Genomic DNA, 13,830 nt, shown 5'->3' with positions numbered 1-13,830 from the left:
ATGGATTGCAGAGACGGGCCCTCCTGTCGTTTCATCGGCCGACGCGGCGGCGCGCGAGGAGAGGGGATGGGCGATGCATGACCTTGCGGTGATCTGGGACTGGGCGGGATTCGGCATTCGCTGGCTGCACGTCATCACCGCGGTCGCCTGGATCGGCTCCTCATTCTATTTCATCGCGCTCGACCTCGGGCTGACCAAGGCGCCGAACATGCCCGAGGGCGTTTATGGCGAGGAATGGCAGGTCCATGGCGGCGGCTTCTATCATATTCGGAAGTATCTCGTTGCGCCGGCGGCGATGCCCGAACACCTGACCTGGTTCAAGTGGGAGAGTTATTCGACCTGGCTCTCGGGGGCGGCGCTCCTGATGGTGGTCTACTGGGCCGGGGCCGAACTCTACCTGATCGACCCGGCGAAGGCCGAGCTTGCGACCTGGCAGGCTATCCTGATTTCGGCAGGGTCGCTGACCATCGGCTGGCTGATCTATGACGCGCTTTGCAAGTCCCGGCTCGGGACGCGGCCGACCACGCTGATGCTGCTGCTCTTCCTTCTGCTTGTCGCGATGTCCTGGGGCTATACGCAGGTCTTCACCGGCCGGGCGGCGCTCCTGCATCTGGGCGCCTTCACCGCGACGATCATGACGGCGAACGTCTTCTTCACCATCATGCCGAACCAGCGCGTCGTCGTCGCCGACCTGAAGGCGGGGCGCGCGCCAGACCCGAAATACGGCGAGATCGCCAAGCTGCGCTCGACGCATAACAACTACCTGACGCTGCCGGTCATCTTTCTGATGCTTTCCAACCACTACCCGCTGGCTTTCGCCACCGAGTACAACTGGATCATCGCTTCGCTGGTCTTCCTGATGGGCGTCACCATCCGGCACTATTTCAACGTCCGCCATGCGCGCGGCGGGAATCCGACCTGGACCTGGCTGGCGACGGCGGTGATCTTCGTCGTCCTGATCTGGCTTTCGTCGGTACCGATGTTCCGAGATGAGGCCGGGGAAGCCCCGGCCATGAGCGGGGAGGCGCGAGTTTTCGCCGCGGCGGAGGGTTTCGCGGGTGCGCACGAGATCGTCCTCGGGCGGTGTTCGATGTGCCATTCGCGCGAGCCGTTCTGGGAAGGCGTGCGCTGGCCGCCGAAAGGGGTGCTGTTGGAGACCGAGGCTGATGTCGCGCGGGCGGCGCGGGCGATATACCTTCAGGCTGGGATAACCCACGCGATGCCGCCCGCCAACCTGACCGGGATCGAACCGGAAGAGCGGCGCGCGCTCGTCGCCTGGTACCGCGCGGCGACGCGCTGACGCGGACCCGGGAGGTTAACCGAAAAGCCGGCCGCGGACATGTTGGACCCGTTTCATCAGCTTGTAGCTGAGCGCGTCGCGCGACGAGACGGTGTTCGCCCGCGGAAACGGCTCGTCCGGGATTGGCGCGCCGATGAACGGGCAGAGCGCCGCCCAGCCGTCGCCATTCTCGAGATTCATCTCGAGCAGATCGTCTGGACGGTCCTGGAAATGGGCGCGCACGGCGGCGTTATGCGCCTCGTAAACCTCGACGTAGCGCGCTTCGTGACCGACCGGCGCGGGATGTTCGCGCCCATAGGTGAGTTCCTGCATCGGGTGCGGATTTGCGCCAAAATGCGTGCATATGCTCTTCAACCAACGCTCGGATTCGCGCCAGGTCAGGATAAATTTCGCGCCAGGAAACGCTTGGTCGAGCTCCCTGAACAGGAGCGGCCAAGGCATGTCCTCCACGGCGTCGCGCTTTTTCGCCAGCTTCAGACATTCCTCGACATAGGTCGCCTTCAGCCTGTCGTATCCGCGATAGTAGCCCCAGACCGAAGCGACATTGTATCCCAGCCTGGTTAGCGCCGCGTTGATCGACGTGGTTCCGGTTTTCTGAAATCCGACGCAGAAAACCTTCGCGCGCGAATTTGAAGCCATATCGTACAGGTTCCCGTCGGACTTTTCGAGGGTTGAACCGGCTCCGCCAAGAACGGCGGCGTGAACATGTAGCATTGCCCGATCAAACGCTTTGAAGCAAGCAGCGCCCAGCGGCGCGGGATCGCCGCCTATTGTTTTTGCTTCCTGCCGGTGGAATTCTCCGGGGTGGTTGAGGTCGGGGCTTCCGTTGCGGCTTTTCCGTCTCAGTCGGAGCAAATATTCCGATTTGAATTTAGTAGGTTGCAGCGGAGTCTTTAGATAGAGTATGATCTATTCCGGTCATGAGTGACATATGTCCGCCAGGCTTTGAGAGCCAGCGAACCGTAAAGGGGAGACCGCGAATGTCGCGATTCGTCCAGATGCGCCAATTTTTCATCGTTTTCGTCGCCGCAGTCCTGTCGTTCACGTCGTTTGGCGGCGGCGGCGCGAGCGCGCAGGAGGCTGAGACTGAGGTCGATGTCTACCGGTTCTCGCCTGGCGACAGCGTCGAGGTGACGGTGCTCGAGGATCCATCGCTCAACCGCCAGGTGCTGATCCTGCCGGACGGGCGCATCTCTCTGCCGATCGCCGGCACGGTGATGGCTATGGGCTCGACGCCGGATCAGCTTGCGGCGAAGATCCGCGGGCGGCTCAGCAGCGTGTTCGTGACGCCGCCAACGGTCACCGTCTCCGCCATCGGCCTTGCGCAGAGCGCCATTGAAGAGGAGAATCCCGAGGTCATCTACGTGCTGGGCGAGGTGCGGTCCCCCGGCGCCTTCGCGTTCAAGAAACCCATGAACGTGGCGCAGACGCTCGCTCTCGCCGGCGGGCCCGGGCCATTCGCCGCGCGCAGCCGCATCCAGATCCACCGCATGGTGGACGGCGTGGAGACCGTAGAGATCTTCGACTATGAATCGCTCGAGGACGGCGACAGCGCGGTGATCGGTCCGGTGCTCGCCGATGGGGACATCATCGTGGTGCCCGAGCGCAGCCTGTTCGACTGAGCGCCGGCGTCCGCGATGAATTCCGGCAGATTGCAGCGACGGGGACGCCTCCTGCTGGGCGCATTCGGCGTTTCCGCGGCGCTGGGAGCGCCGGCGGCGGCGGATGGCTGGTCTGTCGCCGGTTCGCTGAGCCAGTCGTTCGAGGGGGACACCAACCTGACGCTCGACCCGAATGATGACGATGGCGCTTTCGGCTCGACAACGTCGCTCGGTCTCAGGTTCAGCTCGGAGACGTCGCGCACCAGTTTCGTGATCAGCCCCGGCGTCACCGCCCGCCTGTTCACCGAATCGTCGTCCAGCGACAATCCGACCTCGATCAGCCCCCGGCTCTCTTCGCGGATCGACCATCGCGTCGGCGCGTTCGATATCGGGGGCGGGTTCATCTTCGATGTGCGGCCGACGGCGTTCAGCGAATTGAACGATCTCGAGCTCGGCGCGCCGGACTTGGAGGTGATCGATCAGGATGCGACCCAGATTTCGTTCCGCGCGGACGCCGCGATCGGCTACCAGATAGACTCTGGGAACCGATTCAATATCGGCCCCAATTTCAGCATCATTCGATACACGGACGATAGCGACGCGCTTTCGCCGAGCACGACCTTCGGTGTGAGCGGCGGCTATTCGCACCAGTTGAACAGCAGGCTGGCGCTGACAGCCGGACTTGGCGCGCGTTATGTGGACACCGACGGCACGCCGAGCTCCAAGGACGTTCTTGTCGATACAAACGTGGGTGTTCGCGGACAGATCAGCGACCGTTTTACACTGGACGGCGCTATCGGCCTGTCATTCCAGAACAGCAGGGACAGCGCCAGCGGCTCGGATAACGGCATTGGCTTCACGACAGATGTGGACGCCGCCTACGCCATCAGAGACGATCTCAGCCTCTCTCTCGTGGCGAGTAGGGGGATCGAGCCAAGCGCGTCAGGGGGGCTAGAGACCCGCACTTTCGTCGGCGCCTCGGTCAGCCATCTGATCAACACGCGTGAGAGCGTCGATTTCAATTTCGGATATTCCTCGCAGGACGATTTCGCGGGGTTCACCGGCGACACCGACGACAGCCAGTTCCAGACGGGTTTCGGTTATTCGCTGTCGGTGACGCCCGAGATTGCGGCGCGGATCGGCTATGCGTTCCGCTGGGTTCCAAGCGGGCGGGACGAGGCGATGTCGCACAAGCTCACGCTGTCATTCTCGGGGGATAGGGTTTTCCAGCCCTGACACCTCAGAGCCGATGAGCGACGCCGCGTGCGAACCGTCACAGATTTCATGACCTTCGCGCCGATAATTGCGTGAAATTTCCGCGCGGCATATGAAGGTGCGTATTCACATCCGTTACGTTGGGTTCATGTGTCGGTTTGTGCGCGTGCGTGAAGATGGAGCTGCCGCAAATGTCCGAAATGCAGGTGAGCGATCGGGACATTGCGCCGCTCAGGCCGCGCGAGCATCGCTATCCAATTTCCATCGTGCCCGGCGCCCTGGCGGCGATCGACCTTCTCCTGATTCTGTTCGTCGCGCTGCAGACCTGCAACTATTTCGTGATCCTGAACGACGATCTGCGCGGCCAATACATCTTTGCCGCGGCCTTCGTCGGTTTCGTGACGTTGCTGCTTTTCCAGCGGGCGGGACTCTACGATCTCGACGCGATCATGCGGCCGCTGCGCTTTTCCGACGCGATCATCGCCGGAATCGCGACATCGTTCCTCTTTCTCCTGACCATCGTTTTCTCGCTCAATGTCGCCGGGGCCTACAATCTCGACTGGCTGATGGCGTTCGCGGTGCTCAGCGCCGCGACGATCATCGGGGCGCGGTTCCTGATTTGCGCGGTTTTGCTTCGGCTCGCCAGGTCGGGTCGTATCGGCCGCAGCCTCGTCGTTCTCGGCGGGGGCGAGCAGGCGCGCCGGTTTCTGACCAGGATCAATGACGTCAAGCCGTATTTCACCAGCGTTATCGCTGTATATGCGGATGAGACCGAAGGGCATGTGGACGAACTTGCCGGGTACAGGATCGTCGGCGGGTCCGACCGTCTGCTGAGCGACGTACGTGCTGGTCTGATCGATGATATCGTGATCGCGCTGCCGTGGAACGAGGACCTGAAGCTCGTGGCGATCGTCGAGCAACTGAAGGAAATGCCGGTCAACGTCCACATTTCCAGTGATCTGGTCGGTTTCAGACTGCGGTTCAGACCGGTTCTCGGCTCGCTTTCGAATCTCTCGATGTTCGAAGTCGAACGCAAGCCCATCGCCGGCTGGAGTTCGCTCCTGAAGAGCGTCGAGGATTACGTGTTCGCCGGCGCCGCGCTGCTTGCGCTCAGCCCGCTGCTGTTGCTGGTCGCCATCGCCATCAAGATCGACGACCCGGATGGGCCAGTGTTCTTTATGCAAAAGCGTCTGGGCTTCAACAACCAGGTTTTCGAGATCTACAAGTTCCGCTCTATGTACCAGAACGCAGGAGAGGAAGAAACGGTTCGTCAGGCGACGAAGGGCGACCCGCGGGTGACGAGAGTGGGCAGATTCATCCGCGCGACCTCCATAGATGAGCTGCCGCAATTGCTGAACGTTCTGAATGGCTCGATGTCTCTTGTCGGCCCGCGCCCGCACGCGCTCAGCCATAACGAGGAATATGGCCGGCAGATTCGCGGCTACTTCACCCGTCATAAGGTGAAGCCGGGCATCACCGGTTGGGCGCAGGTCAACGGCCTTCGCGGCGAGACCGAGGCGCTGGAATTGATGGAGGCGCGGATCCGGCACGATATATATTACGCCGAGAACTGGTCGCTGCTTTTCGACCTGCGGATTCTCGCCACGACCGTCTTCGTCATTCTGTTCCAGAAAAGCGCCTATTGAGGCGGAGGAATTGATCGCCGTCGGGCGCTTCGTCGTCAGCGATTAGCGGCAGCGCGCGCTGCTATAAGGAAATATTAGTTCAAATACCGGACATTCCGGCCTCCCGCACCAAGCGGCGGCCCGGCGCTACGGGCGCTGCCGCAAAGGAGGCCCCAGATGAACAATCCCTTTTCGTTGCGCGCGGCGTCGATCCATGGACCGGGAATCGACTATGCGCCGGTCACGCCGTCGGACACGCAGTCCTTCGCAGATGTCGCGATCGCGCTCTATGCGGAGACGGGGGGCGCAATCAGCTTTGTCAGTCAGAAGGGCGAGAACCGCATCGTCACCGTGCCTGATTTCGGTTGGGTGCTCTGCGGCGTCAGAGCGGTGCGCGCGACAGGAACGACTGCGGGCGCGATCCACGCCGTCGTCGTGACCTGAGGGATTCCCATGCTCATCGCCCCATTTCCGCCCTTCGCGGCCGTCATTCGCCGCGGGGGTCTGCACGCTTCTCTTTTCGCGACGGTCGATCACGACGCCGCGCCCGGGAGTCTGGGCCTCATTGGCGTTAGCGGCGCCAGGGGAGCGATCACCCTTGTCGGCGGCGATATCACCGGCGCGGCTGGTGACGAAGGCGGACTCTTTTCAGCGATCACAAGCGGCGGCGGCGTAGAGATTGTCTTCGACCGCGACGGATTGGGCGATGGCTTCACCGAAGGCCAGAGCGCGCTGACGCGGCTTTCAATCGAGGTGACCGACGGCGTCACCGTCACGACGGCGCGAATCGGCGTGACCGTCCGGCGACCGCTGGCGCCACCTGCTCTCCTCGGGCCGATTCCCGATCAGATGGATTTCCTGCCATGACCCTCCCGCTCGATCTCTCGGTCTATTTCTCCGGCACGGCGCTGAATTACAGCGCGACGGGTCTGCCCGAAGGGCTGGTCATCGACCCTAAAACCGGAATCGTCTCGGGTGCGCTCTCGATGGCCGCGATCAGCACGGTTACTGTCACCGTCTCCAACCAGGCCGGGGAAGCGGTCGGCACGTTCAACTGGACGGTGGAGGAGGCCGCGACGGTCGAACTCCCCGTCAACGCGTCGCCGCCGGGGATCGCAGGCGTCGCGGAGATTGGCGCGACGCTGACCGCGATGACCGGAAGCTGGAGCGGCGCGCCTGACTTCGCGTTCCAGTGGCTTCGCGACGGTCTGGAGATCGACGGAGCGACGTCTCAGGCCTATTCACCGGTCGCCGCCGATGACGGCGCGGGCGTGCGGGTCCGGATCACCGCCACGAACGAGGCGGGAAGCGTCGTCGCCGAGAGCGCCGTGACGACCGTTCGGCGAAAACCGCCGTCGAGTCTGGGCGCGCTTGTGGACCGAACCTTCGATGTGAATACCGGCGCTCAAGTGATCGACGCGTCCGGCGACTTCAGGGACGCGGAGGGCGGGGCCTGGTCGGTCGAGGGCGCGGGAGCGACCGTTGACGACGCCGGCGTCGTGACAATTTCAACGAGCGAGCCCATCGCGCGTGCGCTCGTGACGGTCAGCTACACGAACTCCGGCGGCGTCTCCTCCTCCTCGTTCGAGGTCACGGTCGCCGCCGTAGCCACCTCCGTCACCATCGACAGCGCCTCGGCGCGTTTCCCTGACAAGAACGTCAATTACACTGACGACGGCGAGATAGGGGCCTACGTGGTTCCCATGATTGCGCCGAATTTCGCCAACCGCGCCTTTCTCGGCGACGGCTGCATGATGGTCTCGGTTTCCGTGCCGTGGCGGTCGATCACGCCGAGTGCGGCTCCCTTTTCGCGCGAGAGTCTGGGTATCGCCGGTTGCGGCGTCGGGTTGTCACGCACTTGCGGGTTCTGGGCGCTTCCGAGCGTGAACGAGAACACCGCCGCCAACGCGATCGGGTTCTACTGGACGCCGAACGGGGTCGGCTCGGTCAAGACGATCGAGGTCGGGAACGCGGAAAATCTCCTGCTCGTCATGCGCCGCGACGGAGCGGATTTCTTCTCCGAGGTCTATGAGGACGGCGCGCTGATCGGACGCGCGACCGAGGCCGACGTGAAGGCCGACTTCATCCGCTATCCGATGCTGCTCGGCGCGGTCGGCACGCCGACGCCCCTGTCCGGCGGGACCAAGGGGCACTTTAACGGCGAGATCAGGCATTTCGGCTATATCGACGCGAGCGTCTCCGAGGCCGACTGCATCGCCATGTCCAAAGGCGTCGCGCCGGAGACACAGCTTTCCGGCTGGCGCTATCTGGTCGATCTCGGCGGGGCGACGCCCCTGACGCCGCTGGCCGACCCGGACGGCTATAGCGCGTTGACCGTGACCGGCTCCGGCATCGCCAAGGGCGGCGACGTTCTCCCGGCCTACGCCTCGGGCGACTGGTTCCGCATGAACCCCATCAACGCTGGCCAGGTGTGGTCGGTCGCGCCCGGCGGGTCCACGTCCACGATCACGCTCTCCGGCAAGGCCAGCGGCGTGACGGGGACCGTCGAGGCGCGGTATTTCGACAAGGACGGCACGCTCCGCAAGGACTGGACGGTCCTCACCGGCTCGACCATCGCGTCCGGCGCGTGGACAGGGACGATGACCGCGCCGCTCGGCTCCGGCTGGGGCCATGTCGAGGCGCGCCCCACGAGCGCGCCGACGATGATTCAGCGAAGCCGCAGGGAGTGCGGCGTCGGCTACGACATCTTCTTTCTTGGCCAGAGCCAGGTCGAGCGCGTTTTCGACATGCGCGACAGAGACCTTCGCGCGCCGGTCGATGTCGCCGTCTCGGCCGTGGTGCAGGCCGGCCCGACCGGGCAGCAGACCGTCGGCCAATTGGTGCTCGGGCCGGGAACGCGGGTCGGCGACGGCGTGGCGGGCGCGGCGGAATACATCTCGGCCGTCGCGGACGCGCCGGTCAGGCTCATCACGGTCGCGAAGCGGGGCTCGTCTCTCGCGCAGCTGATGGACGACAGCGAGATTTTCCGCTCGTGGTCCGATGCGGCGCAGGTTGCGGACGTGTCGAAAGCCGTTTCCGGCGTCATGGTGATGAACTGGGGCACTTCGTTCCTGGGCCACCTCTCCATAGGAGACGCGTTCCTCGATCCTCTTCTGACCGGGGCCGCCCCGGTTGGAGAGAGCTACGACGTCGATCACTGGCTCTATGACGGGACGTTCCCGGCCACGATGGGCTTCGCGATCTCCCCGGTCACGCCGCACATCAAGGCGACGACCGGGCCTCTCGACGCGCAGCCGGGGACGACGAGCGATCAGAGCTTCCAGATGCAGCGCATCAACGAGCAATATGAGACCTACGCCGCCGCCAACTCGATCCTGCTCGGCCCGCCGACCAGCGATGTGGTCATCGAGGCCGTGGGCGGCCCGCATGAGAACCCCGACACTCCCTACGGCCATGAGCGGCTGGCGATCCGCATGGCGGAGGCGGCGTTCCGCGCCTTCGGCGTCTCGACCATCACCGACCCGACGCTCGGCGCCGCGGTGCGCTCCGGCGCGACGATCACCATTCCCGCGACGCTGCCGAATGGTGGGACGCTTCAGACTGCATGGAGCATCGTCGGAGATACGCCGCCCTCGGGCTGGCCGACGGTGCAGGGCTTCGAGGTCTCCGAGGATGGCGGCGCGACGTGGAGCAACGGCAACAGTGCGACCGGAACCGCTCCGGTCGAATTCACGGCCGAGATCAGCGGCTCCAGCGTCGTGCTGACCCGTTCGACCGGCGCCTGGGCTGCCGGGACGCTCTGGCGCTACGCGTGGCAAGCCCCGCTCGACTATGGGACCTCGATGCAGGACGATGTCCTTCAACATGGTCTTCTCTACGAGGGCGACGGCGACGGGCTGGGCCCGATTCCACAGCTCGCCGCGGAAGGCGGGATCGGAACGCCGGTGCGCCAGGCCAAAGGGACGGCGGTATAGCCGCCACTTTCCTGGGCGGCGGTTACAGCCGCCCGGGCCATGCGGAGGCGCACAAGGCGTTTGGCTTGCTAACGCCCTCCCGTCAGGCCGAAGGCAAAGGCTCGGGATTCATGGTCAACACGGCTGGCGCAGCCAGGTGGTGCGGGCAGACCATTGAACACCGTGCCGCGTTCGGCCAAGGAAATCGCAAAGCGATTATTGGGTGTCCTCAAAGCAAGCCCGCCCCTATCAAAGAGGTGAGTGCTACGCGGTCAGAAAAGCGGCGACTGCCCTTCAGCCAGCCGCATCCGTCATGCCCTGCTTCGTGTCTTGCGCATCTTCTGGCGAAAATCCGCATCTGGAAACGCTGGCGCTGCACTTGGCGAGCGCACTGTGACGGCGGGCAAACCCGATGCCCGCTTCTTTCCGATCAACCGAGATCAATCCTGTAGTGCTTTGGGCGATAGCCGCCGCAAACCGCAGACGCGCTCCCTGCGCATCCGCCTATGACGTTCTAGCGTCAGTGCCGAACCATCAGCGCCTTCACTGGCCGATGATGATGGGTGCGGAGCCGAAAGGCTCTGAATGGTTCAGAGCCTCCTTGAAGTCAAAGGAGGATGACATGAAACTTGTCACTCGATTTGAAGCAGCAACGCTAAGCACGCCTGAATTGTACGGTCTGCGAAAAGAAGCGTTCATCTGTAGAAGTCAGCACTTGATCTGACAGACGGCGTCGTGAAGCTGAGAGCCTGGCTCGAAACTCGGTCAAACATAACAATACCTTGCGAGGCGTCTGGTGAGCAGTCGGATATGCGCGACGTTCGCCCACGCCTCGGACGAGGCGATGGATCGCTCCCAGTCCTTGGCGAGACGGCGGCATCTTCCAAGCCATGCGAAGGTGCGCTCGACAACCCATCGCCTTGGAATGATCTCGAACCCTTCGGCGCGATCAGATCGCTTGATGATCTCGATGCGCCAGTCGCCGAACCCGGTCAGGGCGCGGCGCAGTTTCTTCCCGGCATAGCCGCCGTCTGCGAAGACGTGGCGCAGCCACGGTCAGCGTCTGCGGATGGACGCCAGCACGAGCGGGGCGCCGTCGCGGTCCTGCACGCCGGCGCCGTGAACGACCAGGCCAACCATCAGCCCAATCGTATCGACCACCATGTGGCGCTTGCGGCCCCTGATCTTTTTCCCAGCGTCGTAGCCGCAAACCCCTCCCGCCTCTGTGGTTTTCACGCTCTGACTGTCGATCACGCCTGCGGTCGGAGACGCCTCGCGCCCCTCCAGCTCCCGTGACACCATCACCAGCGCATTGTTGAGTGCGGGCCAGAAGCCTTCGTCCCGCCAGCGGTAGAAGTAACGCTGCACGGTCGAAACAGGCGGAAACTCCGTCGGTAGATAGCGCCAAGGGCAGCCGGTCGAGGCGATGTAAAGGATCGCGTTCATCACCTCCCGCAGATCGGTCGTGCGCGGGCGGCCCAGACCGCGTCGATCAGGCATGTAGGCGGCGATCACCTCCCATTCCCGATCCGTCAGGTCGCTTGCATAGCGCGCTGACCGTCGCGCATATTCCGCGCGGGCGATATCATCCCAGGGCATCGGGCCTCCGTCAGTCGTTGCAAACCGACGTGAATCACAACCCTCTGATATCGCTCAACTCATTTCGGGGCAGGCTCTGAGGCAAGAACGCAGGCCGTCGGCTGCATTTCCATCTATCCATCCTGCATTGCAGACGTAGGCCATGACTCCTGCATCTCCAATACGGTCACTGCCCCATCGAATGGCGCGAATGTAGCTGTCGTGCAGGGCATTCTTCATGCCCGCCCTGGATCGATCCGCATATGTGGCGCGAATCCTTTCGTCTAAACCAGAGTATGAAACGTTTGCATTGTCATCGTTTGCACTTCCCTGGCTTGCTGAATATGGTGGATTGCCAACAATGACTCTAATGTCCGTTGCTTTCTGTCGTTTGCGACGTTCTGAGTTGTCTGGCATGTAGTGTGAGATTAGATCATCGCTCTCGTACATCTGGAAAGTGTCGGTCAGGCAAATGCCCTCGAACGGAACGTAGTCGCTGCCCTGGAGACCGTGATAGACGGCCTCAATATTGATGGCGGCGATATAGTACGCCAGAAGCACAATTTCGTTGGCGTGGATTTCATTTCGGAACTTGTTCTCCATCTATCCGGGCTTGATGAGTCCTGATTGGAGAAGGCGCGTGATGAACGTCCCCGTGCCTGTGAAGGGGTCGATGATGTGGACGCCTTTCGAACCAAGCGTCTGCCCGAACTCTTCCTGCAAGACTTCGTTCACCGAATGGACTATGAAGTCCACGATTTCGACGGGGGTGCAGCCGATGACATCGTGCTGGTCGAAAGGTCGCACGAAGCACTACCCCTATTACCTGTGCGACACGCGGGGCTGCGAGAACGAGCGCAAATCGATTCCGCGCGACAAGGTTGAGGACGGCTTTGCCGATATTCTCAAGAGCCTTCAGCCGACGCGGACTGTCTTCACTGTTGCCAAAGCGATGTTCAAGGACGCCTGGAACATGCGCCTGACCCAAGCGGAGCGCGAGAAGGAACAGATCACAAAGCAGCTTCGCGATGCCGAGAAGCAGATCGAAACGCTTCTGGAGCGCATCGTTGAGGCCGACAACGCAAGCGTCATCAAGGCCTATGAAGGCAAGATCGCCAAGTTGGAGCGTGAGAAGCTGCTGCTAACCGAAAAAGCGACTGGAATCGTGCCGCCGAAGGGCAGGCTGGAGGAGTTTATCGAACCAGCGCTCGAATTTTTGGGAAGCCCTTGGAATCTTTACGAAAATGGCAGCTTGGCCTTCAAGAGAACAGTCCTCAGACTGGCCTTTGCAGAGCCTCTGCGGTACTCGCTGGATTCGGGTTATCGAACCGCTGAATCCGCCTTTCCTTTCAAGGTGTTAGCGGAAATTTCAACGTCAAAAGGCGAGATGGTGGAGCCGAGGGGAATCGAACCCCTGACCTCGTCATTGCGAACGACGCGCTCTCCCAACTGAGCTACGGCCCCTCACCAGTGAGCGGGTGTTATTGCCGGCGGGCGGCGCTGTCAATGGCCGCGCGGCAAGCTTCACGCGTTCATATCCAGCCGGTCAGTTCGACGTTCAGGATCGCCTCCATCATGTCGATATGCGTCGCATCGTCGTTTAGGCAGGGGATATAGTCGAAGCGTTCGCCGCCGGCGGCTTCGAACGCCTCCCTGATTTCGGCATTGATCTCCTCCAGCGTCTCGACGCAATCGGCGGAGAATGCGGGCGCGAGCACCGCTATATGGCGCTTGCCGGCTCTTGCGAGCGCGGCGACGTGGTCCACGGCGTAGGGCTGCAGCCATTCTTTCGGGCCGAAACGCGACTGAAAGCAGGTCGTGACCTCCCCCTCCGGCCAGCCGAGTCTTTCCCGCAGAAGCCGTGTCGTCAGATGGCAATGGCAGTGATAGGGGTCGCCTCGCTCCAGATATTCTTTCGGCAAGCCGTGATAGGAGGCGACCAGCGCGTCCGGGCGCCGATCCATCGCTTCGTAGGCGCGCTTCACGGATTGCGCCAGAGCCTCGGCGTAGAGCGGATGGCGGCAGTAGTTGGCGACTGTGCGAAAGGCGGGCTGCCAGCGCATTTTCATCAACTGGCGGAACGCCTGATCGTTCGCGGTCGCCGTCGTTGTCGCCGAATACTGCGGGTAGAGCGGGAAAAAGACGATCCGGTCGCAGCCGAGATCGCTCAGTTCCTGGATTTTCGATCCGGTGGAAGGATCGCCGTAGCGCATGCAGTAATCTACGACGATCTGGTCTCCATGCGTCGCCTTGAGCCGCGCCGCGACCTTCTCGGTCTGTGCGCGGGTGACGGTGCGCAACGGACTTTCGTCATTCTCCCGGTTCCAGATAGCGTCGTACGCGGCGCCCGATTTCTGCGGCCGCGTCGTCAGAATGAAGAGATGCAGGATTGGTCGCCAGAGCCATTTCGGCGCCTCGATCACGCGCGTATCGGAAAGAAACTCCCGCAGATAGCGCCGCATGCTCCAGTAATCGGTTGCGTTCGGCGTGCCGAGATTGACCAGGAGGACCCCGGTCTTTCGCGCCGGCAGGGCCGGGTGATCATCCGGCGCGTTCCGGGGGCGCGCCGGTCCGGTTTCGTCGTGCATAACGTCCCC

10 protein-coding genes, 1 tRNA gene and 1 pseudogene are annotated in these 13,830 nt (G+C 62.7%); 7 read left to right on the top strand and 5 right to left on the bottom strand.

Translation table 11 applies throughout. The annotated features are described in order from the left end of the window. Window positions 1-73 precede the first annotated feature (73 nt). The gene (locus G5B40_RS10670; protein ID WP_165098335.1) at window positions 74-1,300 is read left to right on the top strand and encodes a urate hydroxylase PuuD; all 1,227 of its coding nucleotides are present in this window, start codon (window positions 74-76) and stop codon (window positions 1,298-1,300) included. A 15-nt stretch (window positions 1,301-1,315) separates the two neighbouring features. On the opposite strand, the gene G5B40_RS10665 is transcribed toward G5B40_RS10670, so the two are convergent. After that, window positions 1,316-1,939, bottom strand: a complete 624-nt coding sequence (locus G5B40_RS10665; RefSeq protein WP_165098332.1) for a sulfotransferase family protein — start codon at window positions 1,937-1,939, stop codon at window positions 1,316-1,318. Between the two features lie 341 nt (window positions 1,940-2,280). On the opposite strand from G5B40_RS10665, the gene G5B40_RS10660 reads away from it, so the two are divergent. From G5B40_RS10660 to G5B40_RS10635, 6 genes are all read left to right on the top strand, one after another. Further along, on the top strand, window positions 2,281-2,922 hold the full coding sequence (locus G5B40_RS10660) for a polysaccharide biosynthesis/export family protein (RefSeq protein ID WP_165098330.1): 642 nt from the start codon (window positions 2,281-2,283) through the stop codon (window positions 2,920-2,922). A 15-nt stretch (window positions 2,923-2,937) separates the two neighbouring features. Further along, window positions 2,938-4,137, top strand: a complete 1,200-nt coding sequence (locus tag G5B40_RS10655) for an outer membrane beta-barrel protein (protein ID WP_165098328.1) — start codon at window positions 2,938-2,940, stop codon at window positions 4,135-4,137. A gap of 170 nt (window positions 4,138-4,307) precedes the next feature. Next, a complete protein-coding gene (locus tag G5B40_RS10650; RefSeq protein ID WP_165098326.1) occupies window positions 4,308-5,762 on the top strand; it encodes an undecaprenyl-phosphate glucose phosphotransferase in 1,455 nt (484 codons plus the stop codon). A gap of 156 nt (window positions 5,763-5,918) precedes the next feature. Beyond that, window positions 5,919-6,185: a spike base protein, RCAP_Rcc01079 family gene (locus G5B40_RS10645; RefSeq protein ID WP_165098323.1), complete on the top strand. Its 267-nt coding sequence runs from the start codon at window positions 5,919-5,921 to the stop codon at window positions 6,183-6,185. Window positions 6,186-6,194: 9 nt separating this feature from the next. Further along, entirely contained in the window at window positions 6,195-6,608 is a 414-nt protein-coding gene (locus tag G5B40_RS10640; protein WP_165098321.1) for a hypothetical protein, read from the top strand. Next, a complete protein-coding gene (locus G5B40_RS10635) occupies window positions 6,605-9,676 on the top strand; it encodes a putative Ig domain-containing protein (protein WP_165098319.1) in 3,072 nt (1,023 codons plus the stop codon). Before G5B40_RS10640 ends, G5B40_RS10635 begins: the two co-directional genes overlap by 4 nt. Window positions 9,677-10,420: 744 nt before the next feature. Here the strand turns inward: G5B40_RS10635 and G5B40_RS10630 are convergent. The 4 genes and pseudogenes from G5B40_RS10630 to hemH form a co-directional block, all read right to left on the bottom strand. Beyond that, window positions 10,421-11,254, bottom strand: a pseudogene (locus G5B40_RS10630) (IS5 family transposase). A gap of 54 nt (window positions 11,255-11,308) precedes the next feature. Next, window positions 11,309-11,836 (bottom strand): hypothetical protein, encoded by a 528-nt coding sequence (locus G5B40_RS10625; RefSeq protein WP_246209466.1) that lies wholly within the window; start codon window positions 11,834-11,836, stop codon window positions 11,309-11,311. Window positions 11,837-12,621: 785 nt separating this feature from the next. Beyond that, window positions 12,622-12,697: transfer RNA gene (locus G5B40_RS10620), tRNA-Ala, on the bottom strand. Window positions 12,698-12,765: 68 nt separating this feature from the next. Further along, window positions 12,766-13,821, bottom strand: coding sequence for a ferrochelatase (hemH, locus tag G5B40_RS10615; RefSeq protein WP_165098317.1), 1,056 nt, complete (start codon window positions 13,819-13,821; stop codon window positions 12,766-12,768). Between the last annotated feature and the right edge of the window lie 9 nt (window positions 13,822-13,830).

The organism is Pikeienuella piscinae, from assembly GCF_011044155.1.
In the GTDB taxonomy this organism is placed as follows: Bacteria; Pseudomonadota; Alphaproteobacteria; order Rhodobacterales; family Rhodobacteraceae; genus Pikeienuella; species Pikeienuella piscinae.
The sequence above is the reverse complement of the archived record's forward strand: the minus strand, read 5'-3'. Positions and strand labels throughout refer to the sequence as shown.